This window comes from Dyadobacter sp. CECT 9275, from assembly GCF_907164905.1.
Lineage (GTDB): Bacteria > Bacteroidota > Bacteroidia > Cytophagales > Spirosomataceae > Dyadobacter > Dyadobacter helix.
The window spans coordinates 390,443-411,257 of the sequence record NZ_CAJRAF010000001.1 but is presented as its reverse complement, the minus strand read 5'-3'; the positions used below and the strand labels follow the sequence as shown (position 1 = coordinate 411,257).

The window sequence follows — 20,815 nt, the reverse complement described above, 5'->3', positions numbered from 1 at the left end:
GAGGTCTGCTCCTACTCAGGAATAACCTCGGCTTTGAATTTTCATAACGAGAGTGAAGTTTTTTGAAATCAGGCACTACTATTGGGCACACGTGGAAATAACGGATGTGGCTTCATTTGTTTGGCACATATTCTGTCCAGCTACGACAATGAATAACACTCAGTTCGTATTTTTGCCTGTTTCCTGCGAAACGGGTGCTTCCTCGGGATTGTTTTCCTTCAGAAGCTGCTGAAAATAGGCTTCCAGAGCTTGGGAAAAATTATGCTGATTATCCTCATCCGTGATTCCTTCCAACAACTCGGTCAGTTCCTTCCCGGACAGCTTGTTGCTGATCAGCTTATTGATCAAATTTTCAGCTCGGGTCCGTGACATAATCGTTAGGTGATAGAATCTGTGTATGATACTGCACGATCTTTATAAAAGACTATCTCTTTTTTTGCTTTTTACAAAACTTAATACAGATTTAACACTGACACAATACCCATCACTTTGCCGGTGCTATGTATATATTATTTACCCTCCGGCTTATTTCTGATTTGATTTAAGATTACTTTTGAAAATAAAAACCTTTTGAAATCAGAAAAACTTTTGTTGTTCACTATCAAGCATATAGGAATTAATAATCGGCTTTGCATCATATACCTGTGTGGTTTGTTCCTTGCGGCAGTAACAGGCACTCCGGCTCATAGCCAGGGGATCGGGGCAGATTCCGTCAACAATATTGTTATTGGAGATATCCTGATAGAGGGCAATCATAAAACGCGTGCCACCATCATTACCAGGGAAATGGCTCTGCGGCAGGGAGATGTGCTCGACAGCCTTCGACTAACCGAAGCACTGGAAATTGACAGAAGGAAGATTATCAATACCAATTTATTCATTACCGTAGATATGGTGCTGAAACCCAACCCCGACTCCCTCAGGAAGGATCTGCATGTGGTGGTAAAAGAAAGATGGTACTTCATTATTTTCCCGGTTTTCCAGCTGGCCGACAGGAATTTTAATGAATGGTGGTACGACAGGAAGCGCGACATCAGCAGGACCATATACGGCGTATACCTCAGCTACGGCAATGTTACCGGCCGTTCGGACAAACTCCGGGTTCTGGCCGAATTCGGTTTCATCCCCAAGTTTGAAGTATCCTATACCTTGCCCTATATTGACAAGGCGCAGAAAACCGGGATTACGGTGGGTGCGTCCTACGGCATTAACAAAACCATGGCGTTCAGGACGTGGAACGACAAACTGGACTACCTGAGCAGTGAAGATATCAATAGAAAACGCTTTTACACCTTTGTAAACCTGACCCGCCGCAACAAGTTTTATGGCTTCCACTCACTTGACCTGCGGTGGAGCCAGAGTAAAATTTCAGACACCATAGCTGTTCTTAATCCTCGTTACCTCCTTAACGCACGCAGAGAACAGCGCTTTTTCCAGCTGACATACAGTTACAGCTACGATAAACGTGACAATTTTCAATATCCTCTGCGAGGAAAAAGCTGGGGAATACAACTTTCTAAAATCGGACTGCTGCCGTCGGACGACATTAACCAGACGTTTTTATACGGCTCCTACAGGAAGTACTTCGCACTAAGCCAGCGCTGGTTTGCCAACACCGGTTTTAAGGCCAGAATATCCCTTCCTCAAAAGCAACCCTACCTGCAGACCATTGGCCTGGGATACCGTAATGATCTGGTCCGGGGATATGAACTTTACGTAGTCGACGGACAGTATTACGCCCTTGTCAAAAATGAAATTAAATATAAACTCTTTGCGGTTCAGAAACATTTCCCCTGGGTACCCGTCAGACAATTTAATACCATACCGATAGCCGCGTATCTTAATACGTTTGCAGATGCAGGTTATGTCAGAAATACCTATCCCGAACTCAGTAATACCACATTGGGAAACAGGATGCTATACGGAGCCGGGACCGGTGTTGACATTGTAACATTTTATAACATCCTGGCGCGGTTCACTTATAGTGTTAATGCCAAAAAAGAGGGTCGTTTCTTTTTTAGCATCATCAGAGAATTTTGACAGAAGTTTCCGAACTATGCATGAATAGGTAAATTTGTATCACATAGTGCACTTTAATCCAGGCCTCCGGCACGAATATTTTAATATAAAACTGATCAAATGAAAACAATTTTGAGCCGTATGAAATACCGGTTTTTACTACACACTGCTATACTCTTTGCCAGCCTCTACCTTTTAACGGGCTGCCAGACCAAAACAAGCGACGAACCTGATACCGTATCCGACAGCATAGCCATTGCCAACCCTACGCAAGAGGAACTGAACAGCGACCAGTCCGCACTTTTGCAGGAAATACTGGGCTCATCTTCCGAAGGTGTGCTCAGAGGCATTACGTTTGGTGACCCGATCAGCAAGGTAAAAGCAACGGAAACTTATGAAATGTTTGAGGAGTTACCAGACCATCTGGGTTACACGCACGAAACTGCGCAGCTTGAGACCATCGACATTCAGTACTTTTTAACCAAAGAAAATACAGTTAATAAAATCGCAGTGGATGTATATCTCAACAGTGACGCAGCTACGCGGCAGCTCTGGCAGACCGGACAAAGCCACTTTACTGAAAAATACGGGACAGCTCAGGGAGATAAAAAGTTATTGACCTGGAACAAGAATTCAGTAAAAATCAGGATGGAGGACGTTTCGCAGGGAAAGGATTTCGGGCTCAAATTTGAATTTACGCCAACCGACAAAAATGCATTAGCAGCTAATTAACCAACTATGAAACAGTATTGCCTTTTAGTATCTCTTATATTTTGCCTTTATTTTCAGCAAAGTTTCGGGCAGAAAAAAAGTCGCAAGGACGAAGTCGTCATCATTAAAACCGAACAGGGTACCATGCGATTTATTTTATTCGATGAAACACCCAAACATAAAGCCAACTTTATCAAACTGGCTAAAGATAAGTTTTATGACGGGTTGCTCTTTCACCGGATTATTGATGATTTCATGATCCAGGGGGGAGATCCTACCTCGCGTGACGCAAAGCCCGATCAAAAAGTAGGGATGGGAGACAACGGATATAAAATACCTGCGGAATTCAGCCCGAACCTTTTCCACCAGAAAGGCGCATTGGCGGCTGCAAGGGATAATAACCCTGCCAAGGAGTCGAGCGGATGCCAGTTTTATATCGTTCAGGGCAGGAAATGGAGTAAAATTGACCTTGCCAAACAAGCCGCACGCGCCGCCAGGAAATTAACCGACGAACAAATGAAGGTGTATGAAACCATTGGAGGTACGCCCCACCTTGACGGATCCTATACCGTTTTCGGACAGATTATTGATGGCATGGCGGTAGTGGATAAAATTTCCTCCATGCCCAAAGATGAGCGCGACCGTCCGGAGAAAAATATCCCCATGAAGGTATCTGTCAAAAAAATGAGCAAGAAAAAAATAACCCGCAAGTACGGTTATGCTTATCATGACTGAGTTAACCGGTAAGATTCTGATACACCTCAAATCAGTTTTGTGCTAACAAAAAAACGAATTCTGATCACCGGCTCCAACGGATTGCTTGGCCAAAAACTGGTAGCTTTACTCAGCCGTAATACAGGCATCCATACGATCGCCACCGCAGTCGGCAAAAACAGGCTGCCTTTTTCGGACGGCTATGAATATCATGAACTGGATGTGACCGACGCCTCCATGGTTGATGATGTGATGTCCCGTACGCTGCCTGACATCGTTATTCACACTGCTGCGATGACGAACGTGGACCAGTGCGAGCTGGAAAAAGAAGCATGCTGGAAACTGAATGTTACCGCGGTTGAATACCTCATCAATGCCTGCCGGAAGTATCATATTTTCCTTCAGCATTTGTCAACCGACTTTGTTTTTGACGGGAGTTCAGGCCCGTATAACGAAAGTGATCTTCCTAATCCGGTGAGTTTTTATGGCTGGAGTAAATATGCCGCTGAAAAAGCAGTGATACATGCCAATATCCGCTGGGCTATTACCAGAACGGTCCTGGTGTATGGCATTGCGTTTGATATGAGCCGCAGCAACATTATTCTCTGGGTGAAAAAATCTTTGCAGGAAGGAAAGGCAATTAAGGTAGTGACCGACCAATTCCGCACTCCCACGCTGGCAGAGGACCTTGCCCTAGGCTGCTTCCTGATTGCGAAAAAGGAAGCCGAAGGAATATTCCATATCTCAGGAAAAGATTTCCTGACACCTTATGAAATGGCCATTATGACCGCCGATTATTTTGAGCTGGACAAATCTCTCATTTCTCCTACGGATGCCTCGTCTTTCTCTCAACCTGCCCGTAGACCGCCCCGGACGGGTTTTGACCTAACAAAATCCCGGAAAGTACTGGGATATGAACCGCATACTTTCCGGGAAGGAATTATGTTACTGGAAAAACAGATTGTAGGATTTTCGCAGTAAACTGTTTTCGGGCAGGATCAATATAACTTTTCGTAATACTCCCTTGCCATCCTGTCTGAATCAAATTCAACACTAACATCATCCATGCTGTTTAAAATCATGTTTCTCCATTTTTCAGGATTGTCATAGTACGTCGGAATTACAGTGTTTTCAAGTTTAGCGAACAGATTATCAGCATCTTGTTTATTGACATCCCCACCCTGGGCCACTGGCAGAATGAACGAATTTTCCCCGTCTTTTGCGAACTCACAAATCCAGCCATCAAAAGTAGACAGGTTTAATGCGGCATTCATCGCGGCCGTCATACCACTTGTACCCGAAGCTTCCCGGGTTACCACGGGGGTGTTCAGCCAAATGTCCGCACCATCCTTCAGCTGTTTGGAAAGCGTAAGCTCATAACCTGTCAGGACGGCAACGTTCGGAAATAAATGCCCCAGATAATACAGGTGATTGAAGGTATTAATGGCTCCTTCATCCTTTGGGTATGGTTTCCCCGCCCAAATAAACTGGACAGGTCTTTCCTGGTTACCCATCAGTTTTTTAAATCTGTCCAGATCCCAGACAGGCATATCGGGACGTTTATAACCCGCAAACCTCCGTGCCCAGACAATGGTCAGCACATCCGGGTCAAAGAGCTTGCCGCACTGGTCGGCCACCGTTTTGAAAAGTACTTGCTTTAATTCCCTTTTCCTTGCCGCAATTCCTGCGGTGTCCTTCGCAATACGGCTTTCTTCCAGTTTTTTATCCACCCAGTAAGCTTTGTTCTGAGCGTTGGTGATGTGGCCTATCTCGCTGATTTTCGGATAACTCTTCCACATTGCCCTGGATACCTCTCCATGGAGCCTGGACACACCATTTGCCTTTCGGCTCAGCGAAAGTGCCGTGAGTGAATGATTGAAAACATCACCGCTGTTTCCGCTTATTTTTCTGACCGTGTCCAGCGGTACTCCGCTGAAAAAGCCCAGATTCTCAAGAAAACGAATATCGTGTTTTTCATTACCGGCTTCCTCCGGGGTATGTGTCGTAAACACGATTCGCTTCTTAAGCTCCGGTACTTTTTTATATTTATTGAACAAATGAAAAACAGCGGAAACCGCATGGGCTTCATTAAAATGATAGACCTGAGGTTCATAGCCCAGTTCTTCGAGTAGCCTGGCCCCGCCGATACCCAAAATCATACACTGCGCAACTTTCAGCGTTACATCCGCATCATACAGCGTGTAACTGATCGCCCGGGTGGCGGCATCATTCCCATCGGTATCTGTGGTCAGCAGGAACAACGGAGCCGTTTGAAAAACGTCTGGAGGTAAATAGTAAGCAGCCACCCGCACTTCCTTTCCAAGCATCGGTATGGTAAACCGGATGCCGGTATCCGTAAGAAAGTGGTATATCTTTTCATGAAATTCGGGCTGCATGCTACTGTCAGCCTTACGGCCCTGGTCATAATAACCAAACTTCCAAAGCATGCCTATCCCGACCAGATTCTGTTTCAGGGCATATACGCTTTTCATATGCGAGCCTGCAAGAAAACCCAGTCCGCCCGAATAAATTTTCAGCGCCTGGTCTACCGCAAATTCCATTGAAAAATAAACAACTGACTTTTTGTATTTCTTATCCGGAGTGAACGGATGTTGGTAAGGTAATGGGAATGAAGCTTGTGGCATAAAGGTAATTTTTAGATAAAGTCTTCCTAAACAGGGTTTGATAGATGCTCTAAGATATTAACTTTTTCATCGGATCGTAACCCCATGACTACCTCAAGTTTACTAAAATTATGCCATGGAAGTTTAAAAGTAAGATTACCGTTCGCAAATCAGGCAAACCCGTTTTTCCATTTTTGAGCGATGGACATGGCGGTGTACAACATTTCGGGTTTCCAGCTTTCAATGCCCCAGTCGCTGTGAGCAAGAATGGAAGTGTTCAGCCGCATGCGGACCTCCTCATAATCCGACGAAGTTTCCAGGATTTCAGAAAGTACCCTTTGCTGGTCGAACAACATGAAAGACTCCGCGGGTACTGCATCTGGAGAATTTACGGACAACGGTATAAATGAATACGGGATTCGGCTCCCGTCGTTCGATTCTTCAATGATCTTGCGCATCGTCATAAAATCTTCCTGGAATTTAATCTGGCTTTCTTCAGTATCAAGTCCGGTCCCCAGTTGTTCCAGAACCACAAATTTAAGATGGGGACACCTGGATACCGCGATCTTCAAAAGCTCAAAAACTTCTGCCGGGACTGCATGATCATGGGTATCCCGCCTGATCTTTTCTTTGTGATCAAACGGGGATTCATCCCAGGACCCACCGGAAATATGGATTTCTCTCACTTTTTCAAGCGGGTAGAGCGCCATCAGTTCGTGGTGAGTGATGTTGAAATTATGAGTCTGGCAGTATAGATTATGAAGATCCAGGATGATAAAGCCGTTAACAGGCTGTACCAGCTGGTCAAGAAACTGTCCGTGCTTTTTTACCTCCTCCACTGAATAGGCAAAGGCAAGGTTCTCCAGCCCGACAGGGCAGCTAGCTGCATCCTGAATGCGCGCCAGGCGGTCTCTTCCCAGCGCCAATGTCTGCGCCGTAAAGGGTATACTGATGGGGGCTCCCTTATGAAAGTCCTCCCCCGTCATAAACCCGAAATGTTCCGTAATGTGGTCGAACCGGTAAGTTTTCGACAGGATTCTCAGCCGATCCAGCCAGTGTTGCTGCTGTGGTAGCCATTTCCCGGCAAACAATGAAAAAAATACCCCATGCCCCACCAGCCTGCCCTGATCACCAAATTCCTGCATGAGGCTTTCAAACCAAGCAGGTATCTCGTCGTATTTATAGAGCGAATCAAAAGACCATTCTATTGCCTCTACTTTTTCTTCCTCCAGCAAAGGAAGCACGGCACGAAGGATATTGATATCCAGGTTACAGGCTATGGCAGGTAATATCCCGGACATTTTTTGGCGACCTTTTGGTGCAGGATTATTCCACATGAAAATCTACTCGTTCCCCAGGGCAGGTCAGCCTAAACCACATGCCGGACAATTGTCGATCACTTTTGTTTTAGCCTGTTTTTCTTTGGGACCTACGTTGTCAACCGCGCATGCCGCAGTAACTGCCGTCACCGCCACGGCAACAGCAATAGCCTGAAGTGTGTTTTTCTGAATTTTCATGGGATAAGAAATTTTGGTCGGGAAATGATTTGTAACTGATAGACCGGATTTGGCAAAAATTGGTTGGAAGCGTAGCCTGAGATTTTTGTGTTGCCAGACTCAACATATTGATAATAAGCAAGTTTAACGATGTGTTGTGCGGATAGTCATTGTATCCTGCTCTTGTTTTTTCAAGCTTCCGACGCTTATCAGTAACGAAATTAGATCATCGTTGAAATAATAATTCTCCTTCCCAAGCCTTTTTTTATGAAGAAGATTAATGTCACAAAGTAAGTCCAGATATCGGGCAGCGGTTTTGCGGGCAACGTTCAGATCAGCCTTGACAAATTCTATTTTGGTATAGGGATGACGGAATAAACTATTGATGAGATCCTGGCTATAAACCTTTGGCAACTCGGTTCTGATTTTTTGTTTATGGCTGGTCATCAGAATTTTAATACCCCTAATCATATCGGATGTTTGCAGCGCTGTTTGTTCTACTGCATCAAGCATATATAAAATCCATGGCTCCCATTGTCCCGTCTGACGTGTTTGCTGAAGTAGGTTATAATAAGATACTTTATTTTGATTTATAAAACGACTCAGATACAGAATTGGTAATTTGAGTAAGCCTTCCTTTACTAAATACAGTATGTTTACAATCCTCCCTGTCCGGCCATTACCATCGTAAAACGGGTGGATACTTTCGAATTGGTGGTGTATAATTGCCATTTTAATTACCGGATCTATATCGGAGAGAGAGGCATCATTTATAAAATGCTCCAGATTACTCATTAGTGATACGATGCTGGCATGATCTTGAGGTGGCATATATACTGTTTCACCCGTTTGTTCATTTTTAAGTACGGTACCAGGCACTTTTCTAAAACCGGCATCATTTTCTTCAAGTAATGCTTGTAATGCAATGATATTATTGCTGGTTAACAGCCCGCTTTGTTTGACCTGTTGATACCCTTCCAGGAGCGCATGGGCATAGTTATATACTTCTTTGGCCGCTAGGCTTACAAACTGATGTGTCTGACTGTCACTACTATATAGTTCATCGTGTGTAGTAACAATATTCTCAATGGCCGAACTGTCCTTGGCTTCTTGCAGTGCCAATGTGTTGATGATAATACGTTCGTTCGGGATACTTTCTGCAATTCCGTTCAGCCCTGCCAAAGCTGCCCTGGCGGTACTGAGTTTTTTTAAGACAGCTTTGGTTTCTATTTCGTTTGTAAGAGGCAGTAATGGCAGGGGTAATATAGCGTTACTCATACTCGTCGTAAGTCATTTTTTCAAATTTAGGGCTATTTCCGAACTAACGTGAGTCATTTTTCCAATTTTTGACCCACGTTATTTGGAACAAGGGTCAAAAACGGGCTTTTCTACATACGTACCGGCTTATCTGATAGGGTGGGATCTGTTGTATATGATTCGGGGCGTCCGAAAGGAAGAGAAGGAAGGCCTGATGGACTAACGTGAGTCATTTTTCCAATTTTTGAGCCACGTTGTGAAGAACGTGAGTCAAAAATCTACTTTTCTACTCATGTCTTCATTAAGGTAGCAGATATTTTAACTCAGTTTCTCGTTATAAGCATGACCGATCCAGCAAAAATGGACCGGTCATGCTTACCTATTCAGTGGCTTTACATTGCCTCACTTTCCGGGAGGCAGAAATAAGCAGATTAAATTTGAACTAAGAAGAAACAACAGAGTATTTGACGAGCTTGTGCCCACAGAATAACCTCCCTCGAAAGGCAGCCCTAAAATTCTTCCAGCAAACACTTTTAATTCCAAGCGATTACTTCCCGAATAACCTGGACCAAAAACCTTTCGCTTTAACTTTGGTTTCTTCCAGTTTTTCCGAAGCCGTTTCTTTTAATTCAGCAAATTCAACTTCGGCTTTGGCTTTTAACTCCGCTGCCTTAGCCTGTGCCTCTGCAAGTTTTTCAGTGGCAATTTCCTTGGCTTCCTCGTAGGCTTCCGCAGCATCTTCTTTCAAATCCGCTAGTTTCTCAGCTGCCTCTCCTTTGAGGGTATCTACATTTTCAGAAAGTTTATACGTTATTTCTTCTGCTTTTTCTTTGGCAATTTCCAGTTTCTCCGCCGCCACCTCTTTCAGCCCGGCAGCCTTCTCTGTCAGCTCAGCTGCAAGTTCCTCTGCTTTTATTCTTCCTGCTGCTATGTTCAGTTCTACTTCATTCTGTACCTGGGCAGCTTTTTCCGTAAAACCAGCTTTTAGCTCTTCAAACTTATCGGTAACCGTTTCTTTGATCTCTTCTGCTTTCGCCGAAAAATCTTCTTTTACCTGAGCCGCCTCTGCTTTGATCTCCTCCGTTTTTACCTCTGACGTTGTTTCCAGTTGCTCCGCTTGGTCCGCTGCTTCTGCTTTCAGTTCGGAAATGGTTTCCTTCACATCCCCTGCTTTGTCCTGCACCTCCGCCTTAACATCTTCCACGATCTCCTCCGCTTTCACTTCAGCAACAGATATCTCCGCCTCCGCAACTTCCTTCACCTCTTCCGTAACTTCAGCAACTTTTTCCGATACTTCTTCCGAGGCATCCGACACAACATTTTTTAGATCTTCTGCTTTTTTATCCGGAGACTGGTTTTCCTCTCCTGGTGCGGGGTCTTCATTTTCTGCCATGTTCGAAAAAATTTGATTGGAATGATTGGATAAGAAGTTTTCGAAAGCTACAAAGGAGTTGGGAAGGTTGCAAGCAAATGATCAATGATTTTGTCAGGCTAACCTTCTTATGATCAATTTTTTAATGAGCTCATAAAATGGCTCGGGTTGTAAGGTCCGCCAGTTTTCCAGCTGCAGGGTACCTCCAAAATTAAGATAGTAGTCGAGCCGGAAACGCTGCCATTGTTGCTCCACATGTTCCCTGAAATTCACGGCAGCAATCCAGCCATCTTCTACGTCATCAAACCACTCCGCATAATAATCATCATCACCTCCATGAAAATCGAATACATTTTCTCCCAGCAGGATAAACTGATTAATTCCCTCCTCGATCAGAGGGTCCACCACCTGCCTTTTAAAAAACATAATGTCGTTGTGCAGGGTATCATTCCATTCACCAAACATTTCTATGATGACAAACTTTTTGGTGTAATCCGCAAAAAGGATTTTCACATACAGGGTTTCGGATCCAATAAAATCCCAAAGCGGATGGATGTAATAACCATATATTGCATTTTCGTAGTAATCAAGATTATAGGTACGGCTATAGAAGGGCGAGCGCTCATCCCGGCTGGCCACATAGTGTTTTTCCCAATTATAATAGGGTTCTATTTCCTGCATAGCTGACTTTTGAATAATATAATTGCCAAAAGTTAGTAAAAATGCACTAAAAAAAGGCTCAATCGACAACACGATTGAGCCTCTCAAAATTATTCCCAGAATCGGAATCATCCTGTTATTACAACTCTCTGATCCAGATGTTGCGGAAGCTGGTAGTATTATTATGATCCTGAAGTTTGATCGGCCCGCGTCCGTGAGGGTTAATCTCCGGCTGCCCAACGTATGGCGTAGTGCCCTGGATCATGGTATGATTTTGAATCAAAACACCATTGTGAATAACGGTGATGTAAGGAGGAATGATCATTTGCCCGTCTTTGTTGAAATGCGGCGCGGTGTAAACAACGTCATATGTCTGCCATTCCCCCGGACCGTTACTTGCATTCACAAGCGGCATGGTTTGCTTATAAATAGACCCCGCCTGCCCGTTTGAATAAGTAACGTTGTTGTAACTGTCCAGTACCTGAAGTTCATAGATTCCCTGCATGAAGATACCGCTGTTGCCACGGCCCTGGCTGCTGCCTTCTACCTTTGCAGGTGTACGCCACTCAATATGAAGCTGATAGTCCCCGAAAGCCTGCTTGGTTTGAATATCTCCTGACTTTGGCAATACTGTAAGTATGCCGTCAGCTACCTTCCAAGGTGCCGCGCCATTACCATCCTTTGCAGACACCCAGCTATCCAGGTTCTTACCATCAAACAAAACGATTGCATCAGAAGGAGCTGTAAAGCCTGAAACCGTAGCCAAACCTTTACCCGGTGTGACGATACGGGGTACCGGAAACCACTGTTCACTGGATTCAGGGGTTTGTTTTGCAGGCTGTAATTGTGCATGGGCAGCAGCGGCCGCTAAAAGACCAACCACCAGTAAAGAAATTCTTTTCATAAATTATAAAACGATTTTTTGACAATGATAAGGTTTAAAAGAACATGTTTTACTCATTCGGCCGACAAAGCTGGCACATCCTATTACTTAAGACTCCCCGAAGCCCTGCTTGGGTTATTGAAGTCTCAGGATTTTTTACAAAAACCGATACGATTCAAAAATCCTGATGGGCTTATTACAACCCGAAAACGTTATCTCAAATGTAGCACCACCCCCAAATAGTGAAGCATACTGCATCCGGCCCTTCTGAGCAGATATTAATCTTTCTGACTCCATTTTGACAAAAAATATTACTATAAAGCGTAACTTTCGCTTCTGTTTATAACAATTTCTAATCTAACATGTATATCACAAAAAGAAAAACCCTTTACACGGTATTGATCGGTTTGGCTTCTTGTTTTTCGGCTGGTATGACGCTGGCCCAAACAATTCCACTGGACAATCTGAACGCTTTCAAATCTCCTCCTCCTGCCAACTGGAAAATTGTAGGAAACGCCTCTGCCGACATTTCGAAAGAAAATGTTCTGAATACCACTCCTGGGAAAGGGGTTCTTGCCTGTATCCATGAAAAGGGGAAGTATGGCAACCAATATGAGCTCATTTCCAATTTTACCCACGGAGACCTGGACATTGAGCTGGATTTCATGATGTCAAAAGGATCCAATTCCGGAATTTACCTGCAGGGCAACTATGAAGTACAGCTGTTTGATAGCTGGGGTAAAAAAACGGCTAAATACGGTGATTGCGGCGGAATTTACGAAAGGTGGGACGACTCGAAACCAGAAGGACAAAAGGGATACGAGGGTTATGCTCCCCGTTTTAACGTAGCCAAAGCGCCGGGTTTATGGCAAAATATCAAAATTTCGTATCAAGCTCCCCGTTTTGATGCAAATGGCAAAAAAATCGCCAATGCAGTATTCCTGAAAGTGGTGTTAAACGGAATTACGATCCATGAAAATGTTGAAGTAAGCGGACCAACACGTGGCTCGCTTACAGCTCAAGATGTACCTTCAGGGCCTATCCGCCTGCAGGGAGATCATGGGTCTCTGGCGATCAGAAACATCCGGATCAATAATTTTGACAAAAAAGCCGGAACATTATCCGGCCTTACCTATAAAATTTACTACGGTGGTTTATTGGAAACCGAAGACCTTTCCAAAATCAAGCCATCCGAAACCGGCTCCAGCCCGGCACTTACCTGGGAGGTACTGAAAGAAAACAATAATTTTTCTTTGGTTTACAATGGGAAATACAATGCCCCCACGGCTGGCGAATATCACTTCAAATTGCAGGCAGCTGGTAATTCATACGTAAAACTGGATGGTAAAAATATCATTTCCCCCGAATGGAAAGATGGAAATGAGTTCCGCGAAGCTACCGTGACCCTGCCCGCCGGTGAGCATGACATTGTAATTTTTAACAACAAAAGAGATGGCTGGCTAAGGCCTGCCCTGGGCCTTTGGGTGGACGGACCCGGTTTCCGTGAAACAACCTACAGTACCAAAAGCTCGGCCACCGCGGGACGTACCACGGATCCTATCCTGATCAGCGCAGCAACCAACAATATCACCCGGAGTTTCATGGACTTCAAAAAGGACTCCAAGGATAAGGAGCAACGTGTAGTACATGCTGTGTCGGTAGGAAGCCCTTCTAATATTCATTATACCTACGACCTTGACAAAGGGGCCGTTCTGCAGGTCTGGAGAGGCGAATTCCTGGATGCAACACCCATGTGGCATGACCGTGGTGACGGTTCTTCACGTCCAAGGGGAAGTCTTACCGTGTTGGGTAATGATATGACTTTGGGTAAAATCAGCGGCCAATCCAAATGGGTAAAAGATACTACCGGCAGCGGCTATCGTCCGAAAGGTTATACACTGGACGACTCGGAAGTACCCACTTTCCAGTACATGGCGTTTGGTTCTGCTGTTTCGGATAATATCAACGTGGTTAACAACCAGTACTTTGAAAGGACGATCAAGGTCGCAACTCCTTCCAACGACTTGGTTGCCAAACTGGCAGATGCCGAATCAATTGAGAAAGTGTCTGACGGACTTTATGCGGTGAACGACAAGTCGTACTATATCCAACTTGCCGACAAAACGGTAAAACCCGAGATCAGATCAATAGATGGCCGGCAGGAGCTCATTGTTCCGGTAAAAAACGGTGAGGTTAAATACGCCATTCTATTCTGATACCATCCTTTTTAAAATACTATTAAGATGAAAATAATTGCTCAAATCATATTAATCATTCTGGCGACCTTTCCGGTGCTTAAGGCGCAGGAATCTCCGAAAGAAGAAGATTTTTATAAGATCATCACTCCCCCCATTCCGGAAGGTATCATTCTTGAAATCGGCGGCCTGATTACCATGCCCAATGGCTCTCTGGCAATTTCCACACGCCGGGGAGAGGTCTGGATTGTAGATAATCCAACGAGCCGTGCCCCTTACTTCAGGAAATTTGCAACGGGTTTACACGAAATTCTTGGCCTGGCTTACAAAGATGGCGCCCTCTATTGCGCACAACGTGGTGAACTTACAAAGCTGGTCGATAAAAATGGAGACGGCAAAGCTGACGTTTATGAAACAGTATATTCCTGGCCGCTCTCCGGCCATTACCACGAGTACTCATTCGGCCCCAAACTGGCACCAGACGGAAGCTTTTTTGTAAGCGGAAACGTGGCTTTTGGGGATGAAGAATGGTGGAGAGGTGAAAGCCGGGTACCGGGCCGTGGCTGGATTTTCCATATCACCAATGATGGAAAGTATGAGCCCTGGGCAACGGGCGTTCGGTCTCCGGCGGGTATCAGCATGCTGGACGGCGAGTTATGGTATACCGACAACCAGGGCGACTGGATGGGAACTGGTGGTATATTCCAGGTTAAAAAGGGTGATTTCATGGGCCACCCGGCTGGTTTACGCTGGGCAGGGTTACCCAATTCGCCGGTGAAACTTACAGAAAAACAATTCTTTGCTGAACGCGATAACCGCCAAAACAGAGATGCGCAGGACCGCGCCATCAAACCTGAGAATGTGATCAATGAAACTCCGCAGTACTTGTATCAGCTGAAGGAAAAATATGACATGGTACGGCTGCCTGCTGTGTGGCTGCCGTATGGAGTACATGGTGTATCCACTTCTGAACTCATCAAAGACAATACCGCTGGGAACTTCGGTCCATTTACAGGACAGGTTTTTGTGGGTGATCAGGGACAAAGCAATATCATGCGTGTAGTGCTGGAAAAAGTGAAGGGTGAGTACCAGGGCGCTTCCATTGGCTTCAGAAGCGGATTCCAGTCGGGTGTTTTAAGAATGGCATTTGATAAGGACGGCTCCATGTTCGTAGGCGAAACCAACAGAGGATGGGGATCTGCCGGTGATGCAAACCAAGGTCTTCAGCGCTTGGTATGGAATGGCAAAATGCCCTTCGAAATGTATACGGTAAAAGCAAAACCTGATGGCTTTGAAATTGAATTTACAATGCCGGTAGATAAAAAATCAGCTGAAGACCTGGATTCCTACAAGGTCAGCAGTTATATATATAAACACCATCCCGTGTACGGAAGTCCTCCTACCAACCCCGAGGACCTTACCATTAAAGGAGTAAAGGTTTCAGAAGATGGCAAAACCGTCCGGATTGTGGTAGACGGCCTTCGTCAGTACTATGTTCACAAAATTTCCCTAGAGGGTGTCAGAGCTGCATCCAATTCTTGGTCACTCGTTCATGCGGATGCTTACTATACCCTTAATAATATTCCCGATGGTGACAAACTGAAAGCTTCGGAACTCAAAACAACCCGGTCGGGCGCTGGTAAAGCTACGGAGGCCACCCCTGCCAAAGAACATGTTTCTCCTGACGGAAAAGGCAAAACACCGGCAAAAGCGGCTGCTGCAAAGGCCCCAACCTGGGAAGAGGTGAAACCATTGCTGGCCAAAAACACTTGCCTTGCCTGCCACGCAGCAGACAAAAAGGTGGTGGGGCCGTCGTATCAGGATGTTGCAAAACGCAAGTATACCAATGAAAAAATTGTAGACCTTATCTACAATCCCAAGCCCGAAAACTGGCCTGACTTTGCTACCCCAATGGCTCCTATGCCACAGGTTCCAAAGGCAGATGCCGTAAAAATCGCGGCCTGGATTAATTCGCTGGCCAAATAATCCAACGAACTTCTTACTACTGCCAAGAGGCTGCTTCCCCAAGAGGCAGCCTCTTGGCTATAATAGGGCCAGAATCCTACCTTACCGTTTTTGCCAGTTGAATTATTTATTGACTAACTTTCGTTATTGATCCATATCTGATCGATTTACTATGGCATCTTTCCGTGACAAGTCAATTCTGCGCTCTGTTAAGGGTAAAGTAATCCTGGGCTTTCTGATCGCCTCGCTGGCATTAAGCGCGTCCTGGATCATCAGCAAGCTTGCTTTTGAAAACATGTTGAGCAAACTGGAGGCCCTTTCAACGCCTAATGATAAGCTGCGTCTGGTCAATAAGGTTTTTAAAGATATACTCCTTCTGGATCATCTGCAGAATGCATTGCCGAATGGCGGCGAAGAACCCAGAAAGCAATTTTTAAAGCAGTCGGCCTCTTTAATGACCAGCCTGGATTCTCTGAGTATTCTTAGCATCGACAATCCATTGCAGATCATACGGATTGATTCCATGAAAAAAATACTCCGTGAAAGAGAAAAAATATATGGTAATTATGTAGATGTCCGCTCCAAGCTGGTAAGTAACCAGGACCTGTCTGAAGAGGTAAAATCCATCTCGGGGCTCATTACCATCAAAAAACGACATCCTGAAAATACCGTTGTAAAAACTGAAAAGAAGACTACAACCACTACTGTATTCACGGAGGTTGCCGATACAACCAAACAGGCCGAAGAAAAAAAAGGGTTCCTGAAACGGGTATTCGGGCAAAAAAAGCAAAAGAAAGAGACGGAACCTGAGGCTTCAAAGGTGGTTCAGAAACAGGAAGTGAAGGTGGAAGTGGACACCCTGACATTTGCAAAAGAAGACAGTACTATTGACAAGGTGGGAGAAGCCGTTCATCAGATTGAAAAATCACAGAAGATCAGAACCAACCGGTTTGTGGACCAGGAACAGGAACTTGCAGTTGCTGGTAATACACTCGTAAACCAACTGCTGAGCGTTATGCGGAACGTGGAGGAAGAAGTGGTAAGACAGTCCAATAATGATACTTCACAAACCCAGAAACTGGTAACTGCCAGCATTAACAATATAGAATGGGTTATGCTGGGCTTCTTTTTCGTGATCGTGGTACTTGCCTACCTCATCCTGGCGGATATCACCAAGAGTAACGATTACCGCAGACAGCTGGAAGAAGCCAAGGAAGAAGCGGAGTATCACAGCATGGCCAAACAGCGATTCCTTTCCAACATGAGCCACGAGATCCGCACCCCGCTCCAGTCCATCATCGGGTATACCGAGGTACTGAAAGCCGCGGAAAAACCACGCCAGCAAGATCTGGAGACACTGCACTCAGCTTCTGAGCACTTGCTTTACCTGGTTAACGATGTCCTGGATTACAGCCGCATTATCTCAAACCAGTTTACCTTCGAAAAACGGATTTTTGCTGCCTCCCCGCTGCTGAACGAAGTGATTCAGATGCTGCGGCCAACAGCAACGGCCAAAACGTTGTTGTTGTCGCTAGAAAATAATCTGGAAGACGACCTCTTTCTGGAGGGAGATCCGTTCCGTCTCCGCCAGATTTTGTACAACCTGCTAACCAATGCCATTAAGTTTACCGACGCAGGTGAAGTTACCCTGAAAGCCTCCGGGTCGGAGTCCGCGCAAGGATTCCATATTCTTTTTGAAATCTCGGATACCGGTATGGGTATGTCCGACGAGCAGCTGCAGCGTGTTTTTAACCAGTTTGAACAGGCTGATCCTTCCATAGTCAGAAGATACGGCGGCACGGGACTGGGCCTGAGTATCGTAAAGGCCCTGGTAGAGGGTATGCAAGGACAAATTACCGTGAAGAGCCGGGAAGGAGTAGGCACGGTGTTTGCCGTAACCGTTCAAATGAAAAGAACCCAAGCGCCCCAACAGCCCCAGCAGCAATTTGTTCAGAGAAATTACAGTGTTCCAGGAAAAGTATGGCTTGTGGACGACGACGCCTTTATACTTAAATGGTGCGCCTCTGTCCTGGATCTGCACAATATCAGAAATACCTGCTTTTCTTCAGCCGAAGAGGCGCTCAATCATCCATGGGATCCCGAGGTCCGATATGTACTCACCGATATGCGCATGACCGGCATGAATGGTGCAGAGCTCTGCAAACGCCTCAGAAAAGTGGCTTCACCCAAAGTTAAGTTTCACGTACTGACCGCCCAAGCCTTGCCCGAGGAAAGAGAAAAACTCCTGAGCCTGGGCTTCGACGGAATTCTGATGAAACCCTTTCACTCAAACGAACTACTGGATCTTCTGGACAGCTCTTTTCCTGTTGTTAATAAAGTGCGGGAGGACCTGGACCTCTCCCAATTGCACGAAATGGCCTTTGGAGATGAAGCAATGATTAAGGAAGTACTTGAACAATTTGTAAAAGATTCCAGAAATGATCTTGATAAAATTCAGTTTTTATCCGAAGCAAAGGCATATAATGACGTGATGGAACTGGCGCATCGCCTGGCAGGACGTATCGGGCAAGTTGGGGCGAGGGATATCTCCACACGATTCCGGATGGTGGAAACCACCATCAGAGACAAAAATGAAAGGCCATCACAGGACGACCTTTATCTGCTCATACAAGACGCAAGGCAGCTGGTTGAGCAGGTGGACGAGAAAATTATAAGTTATTCTATCTGATACTTCTCGATCTTGTAATAGAGTGTTTTACGGTCGATGTTCAGCAATTTTGCTGCCTTACTTTTATTATACCTGACTTCCTGTAAAACCTTTTCAATCATTTCCTTCTCATGGCTTTCCTGAATTGCCTTAAGGTTGGAACCGGACGGTTTCTGCTGTACCTCTTCCAGTGCAGATATCATTTCAGCAGGCAGGGCACTTAGGGGAGCTACCTCTTCCTTTGATAAAAGGACCAGTCTTTTGATGACATTGTTCAGCTCCCTCAGATTCCCTGGCCAGTCATACTTCATAAAAACGTCCATAACCTCTTTAGATAGACGTTTTACATTTTTGTCCAGCTCCCGATTGGCTTTATCCACAAAATGCTGTACAAAAATCTGCAGGTCCTCGCCCCTCTTTCTCAAAGCAGGTACCTCTATTTTAAACTCATTGAGCCGGTGGTAAAGATCCTCCCGAAAATCTCCTTTGGCTGCATTGGCCATCAGATCCTCATTGGTAGCCGCAATGAGCCGTACATCCACTTTTACCTGTTGCGTACTACCCACCGGAACGATAATCCTTTCCTGAAGAGCCCTCAGCAATTTCACCTGCACATCATATCCCAGATTTCCAATTTCGTCCAAAAACAAAGTCCCGCCGTCAGCAGCTTCAAACTGGCCTATCTTATCTTGCAGGGCACCCGTAAAAGCCCCCTTTTTATGACCGAATAACTCACTGGCAGCCAGCTCCTTAGAAAGAGACCCGCAGTCAATCGCCACAAACGGACCTTTATTTCTTTTACTCAGCTTATGTATTGACTTGGCAACGTATTCTTTTCCCGTTCCGCTCTCCCCCTGAATGATTACGGACATATCCGTGGGCGCCACCAGACGTACATATTCATAAAGCTGTTTGGAAATACTGCTATTTCCCTCTATAAACTCGAGCGATTCTTTCTGTACCTTTTTTGCCGGTTTCTCGGCCTGCACATTTTTGGGTGCAATGGTCGATTTTGTTAAAGCCTCGCCCAACACCATCAAAAGCTCTTCGGGGTTCACTGGTTTGGTGATGTAGTCAAACGCTCCGCTTTGCATGGCATTTACAGCCGTACGTACATCATGAAAGCTGGTCATGATAAAAGCGGGTATCCTGATTCCTTCGCTCCTTAAACCCTTAAGAAAATCGACCGAATTGCCATCCGGAAGCCTGTAATCCAGCATCAACACCTCAAAGGGTATATCCTCCCTGCTGGTTTCGCCTAACGCATTTTTTGCTTCCTGAATGGACGAACAAACTTTTACCGCATGTCCATGTTTTGCCAGAAATGAGCTTAGGAGTTTCGAAAACGTAGTATCGTCTTCTACAAGCAGTAGCTGAGCCATATATTCACAATAAATAAAACAAATACAATTGTAACGATAATAATCGGTATAAAATTATAAAAAGAAATGCCAAAAGCCGTAAGTTTCCGGTTTTGGCATTCTATAAAGCCTCAAAGATTTTGGCGTTTCTTACTCTACCTTTTTGCCATATTTATCAAGATTGATGGTGGCTGTCTCCGTACCTTTTTTTGCGGCTATTTCATAATATTGGGAATTATCCTGCTTCGTGATCAAAAAGGCCGCAGTAACCTCCCAGCCCAGATAAGCATTACTCCCCAGCGTTTCCTTCACAGCCTCGGGCAGATCTTCCGGCTTAATCGCCACTTTTTCCTGAGACGTATACACAGACAGCACCGGTTCTGCCACCGATGCCCCATTCAGATTTATGGCAGACAGCAGGCATGCCGTCAGTACCGCTATGATTGGCTTTTTCATATATTTTCAAATGATTAGCGTTTCTGTAATACAATAATTATTGCTCACTAAAATACCGTACCACAGGTACTCAAGACAAAGTTAAAACACTAAAAAGCAACCACTTAATTAAAATAGCACAGCCTGGCTGCATGCAAATTGCTGCCACTGACCGAACAGATGCATAAGCATAGAACCGAATAAAATAGCTCCTGATTTTACGAATATTTTTTTAACGGATTTCATTCCAAATTCACGATATACTACATATATTTGTGTAGAATTTATTTACACCTAAATAGTAGACATAATTCTATACAAAAGTTAATAAGATAACTTCAATATATTTTACTCAACGCCATATATTTTACCTTATCGTTTAGTCTGAAAGATCAATTTGAGCCCTTAACGGGCTCTTGTTGTTTATGCCCGACCCTGCAATCAATCAAAACTGA

17 protein-coding genes are annotated in these 20,815 nt (G+C 45.0%); 7 read left to right on the top strand and 10 right to left on the bottom strand.

Features of this window, described 5'->3' with window-relative positions; translation table 11 throughout:
• Positions 1–159: 159 nt before the first annotated feature.
• Positions 160–372, bottom strand: a complete 213-nt coding sequence (locus KOE27_RS01675; protein ID WP_215237129.1) for a hypothetical protein — start codon at positions 370–372, stop codon at positions 160–162.
• Between the two features lie 279 nt (positions 373–651).
• Here KOE27_RS01675 and KOE27_RS01670 point away from each other — a divergent pair, with 279 nt between their 5' ends.
• The 4 genes from KOE27_RS01670 (at position 652) to KOE27_RS01655 (ending at position 4,425) form a co-directional block, all read left to right on the top strand.
• On the top strand, positions 652–2,040 hold the full coding sequence (locus KOE27_RS01670; RefSeq protein WP_215237128.1) for a BamA/TamA family outer membrane protein: 1,389 nt from the start codon (positions 652–654) through the stop codon (positions 2,038–2,040).
• Positions 2,041–2,139: 99 nt separating this feature from the next.
• Positions 2,140–2,751 carry a hypothetical protein gene (locus KOE27_RS01665; RefSeq protein ID WP_229252589.1) on the top strand — a complete coding sequence of 204 codons (612 nt, stop codon included), beginning with the start codon at positions 2,140–2,142 and terminating at the stop codon, positions 2,749–2,751.
• 6 nt (positions 2,752–2,757) lie between these two features.
• Positions 2,758–3,465: a peptidylprolyl isomerase gene (locus tag KOE27_RS01660; RefSeq protein WP_215237127.1), complete on the top strand. Its 708-nt coding sequence runs from the start codon at positions 2,758–2,760 to the stop codon at positions 3,463–3,465.
• Positions 3,466–3,504: 39 nt separating this feature from the next.
• Complete coding sequence (locus KOE27_RS01655; protein WP_215237126.1) at positions 3,505–4,425, top strand: SDR family oxidoreductase; 921 nt, start codon at positions 3,505–3,507, stop codon at positions 4,423–4,425.
• A gap of 17 nt (positions 4,426–4,442) precedes the next feature.
• On the opposite strand, the gene glgP is transcribed toward KOE27_RS01655, so the two are convergent.
• The 7 genes from glgP to KOE27_RS01620 all read right to left on the bottom strand — a co-directional run bounded on the left by glgP (position 4,443) and on the right by KOE27_RS01620 (position 11,757).
• Positions 4,443–6,089, bottom strand: coding sequence for an alpha-glucan family phosphorylase (glgP, locus tag KOE27_RS01650; protein ID WP_215237125.1), 1,647 nt, complete (start codon positions 6,087–6,089; stop codon positions 4,443–4,445).
• A gap of 149 nt (positions 6,090–6,238) precedes the next feature.
• Positions 6,239–7,369 (bottom strand): multinuclear nonheme iron-dependent oxidase, encoded by a 1,131-nt coding sequence (locus tag KOE27_RS01645; protein WP_215237124.1) that lies wholly within the window; start codon positions 7,367–7,369, stop codon positions 6,239–6,241.
• A gap of 63 nt (positions 7,370–7,432) precedes the next feature.
• Positions 7,433–7,585, bottom strand: a complete 153-nt coding sequence (locus tag KOE27_RS01640; RefSeq protein WP_215237123.1) for a chryseobasin-related MNIO class RiPP peptide — start codon at positions 7,583–7,585, stop codon at positions 7,433–7,435.
• 123 nt (positions 7,586–7,708) lie between these two features.
• Positions 7,709–8,842: a Fic family protein gene (locus KOE27_RS01635; protein WP_215237122.1), complete on the bottom strand. Its 1,134-nt coding sequence runs from the start codon at positions 8,840–8,842 to the stop codon at positions 7,709–7,711.
• A gap of 526 nt (positions 8,843–9,368) precedes the next feature.
• Complete coding sequence (locus KOE27_RS01630; RefSeq protein ID WP_215237121.1) at positions 9,369–10,214, bottom strand: hypothetical protein; 846 nt, start codon at positions 10,212–10,214, stop codon at positions 9,369–9,371.
• A gap of 93 nt (positions 10,215–10,307) precedes the next feature.
• Entirely contained in the window at positions 10,308–10,874 is a 567-nt protein-coding gene (locus KOE27_RS01625) for a hypothetical protein (protein ID WP_215237120.1), read from the bottom strand.
• A gap of 118 nt (positions 10,875–10,992) precedes the next feature.
• A complete protein-coding gene (locus KOE27_RS01620) occupies positions 10,993–11,757 on the bottom strand; it encodes a 3-keto-disaccharide hydrolase (RefSeq protein WP_215237119.1) in 765 nt (254 codons plus the stop codon).
• A gap of 341 nt (positions 11,758–12,098) precedes the next feature.
• On the opposite strand from KOE27_RS01620, the gene KOE27_RS01615 reads away from it, so the two are divergent.
• From KOE27_RS01615 to KOE27_RS01605, 3 genes are all read left to right on the top strand, one after another.
• Complete coding sequence (locus KOE27_RS01615) at positions 12,099–13,952, top strand: family 16 glycoside hydrolase (protein WP_229252587.1); 1,854 nt, start codon at positions 12,099–12,101, stop codon at positions 13,950–13,952.
• 27 nt (positions 13,953–13,979) lie between these two features.
• A complete protein-coding gene (locus tag KOE27_RS01610; RefSeq protein ID WP_215237118.1) occupies positions 13,980–15,917 on the top strand; it encodes a c-type cytochrome in 1,938 nt (645 codons plus the stop codon).
• 151 nt (positions 15,918–16,068) lie between these two features.
• Positions 16,069–18,585, top strand: a complete 2,517-nt coding sequence (locus KOE27_RS01605; protein WP_215237117.1) for a hybrid sensor histidine kinase/response regulator — start codon at positions 16,069–16,071, stop codon at positions 18,583–18,585.
• Here KOE27_RS01605 and KOE27_RS01600 read toward each other — a convergent pair.
• Both KOE27_RS01600 and KOE27_RS01595 read right to left on the bottom strand, forming a co-directional pair.
• Complete coding sequence (locus KOE27_RS01600) at positions 18,573–19,946, bottom strand: sigma-54-dependent transcriptional regulator (RefSeq protein ID WP_215237116.1); 1,374 nt, start codon at positions 19,944–19,946, stop codon at positions 18,573–18,575. The genes KOE27_RS01605 and KOE27_RS01600 overlap by 13 nt on opposite strands.
• Positions 19,947–20,075: 129 nt before the next feature.
• On the bottom strand, positions 20,076–20,381 hold the full coding sequence (locus KOE27_RS01595; RefSeq protein ID WP_215237115.1) for a hypothetical protein: 306 nt from the start codon (positions 20,379–20,381) through the stop codon (positions 20,076–20,078).
• Between the last annotated feature and the right edge of the window lie 434 nt (positions 20,382–20,815).

Bases quoted from the DNA above. Each gene is read 5' to 3' on its own strand.
- KOE27_RS01675 (WP_215237129.1), bottom strand. From the start codon at position 372: ATGTCACGGACCCGAGCTGAAAATTTGATCAATAAGCTGATCAGCAAC.
- KOE27_RS01665 (WP_229252589.1), top strand. From the start codon at position 2,140: ATGAAAACAATTTTGAGCCGTATGAAATACCGGTTTTTACTACACACT.
- KOE27_RS01660 (WP_215237127.1), top strand. From the start codon at position 2,758: ATGAAACAGTATTGCCTTTTAGTATCTCTTATATTTTGCCTTTATTTT.
- glgP (WP_215237125.1), bottom strand. From the start codon at position 6,089: ATGCCACAAGCTTCATTCCCATTACCTTACCAACATCCGTTCACTCCG.
- KOE27_RS01645 (WP_215237124.1), bottom strand. From the start codon at position 7,369: ATGTCCGGGATATTACCTGCCATAGCCTGTAACCTGGATATCAATATC.
- KOE27_RS01640 (WP_215237123.1), bottom strand. From the start codon at position 7,585: ATGAAAATTCAGAAAAACACACTTCAGGCTATTGCTGTTGCCGTGGCG.
- KOE27_RS01635 (WP_215237122.1), bottom strand. From the start codon at position 8,842: ATGAGTAACGCTATATTACCCCTGCCATTACTGCCTCTTACAAACGAA.
- KOE27_RS01630 (WP_215237121.1), bottom strand. From the start codon at position 10,214: ATGGCAGAAAATGAAGACCCCGCACCAGGAGAGGAAAACCAGTCTCCG.
- KOE27_RS01625 (WP_215237120.1), bottom strand. From the start codon at position 10,874: ATGCAGGAAATAGAACCCTATTATAATTGGGAAAAACACTATGTGGCC.
- KOE27_RS01620 (WP_215237119.1), bottom strand. From the start codon at position 11,757: ATGAAAAGAATTTCTTTACTGGTGGTTGGTCTTTTAGCGGCCGCTGCT.
- KOE27_RS01615 (WP_229252587.1), top strand. From the start codon at position 12,099: ATGTATATCACAAAAAGAAAAACCCTTTACACGGTATTGATCGGTTTG.
- KOE27_RS01610 (WP_215237118.1), top strand. From the start codon at position 13,980: ATGAAAATAATTGCTCAAATCATATTAATCATTCTGGCGACCTTTCCG.
- KOE27_RS01605 (WP_215237117.1), top strand. From the start codon at position 16,069: ATGGCATCTTTCCGTGACAAGTCAATTCTGCGCTCTGTTAAGGGTAAA.
- KOE27_RS01600 (WP_215237116.1), bottom strand. From the start codon at position 19,946: ATGGCTCAGCTACTGCTTGTAGAAGACGATACTACGTTTTCGAAACTC.
- KOE27_RS01595 (WP_215237115.1), bottom strand. From the start codon at position 20,381: ATGAAAAAGCCAATCATAGCGGTACTGACGGCATGCCTGCTGTCTGCC.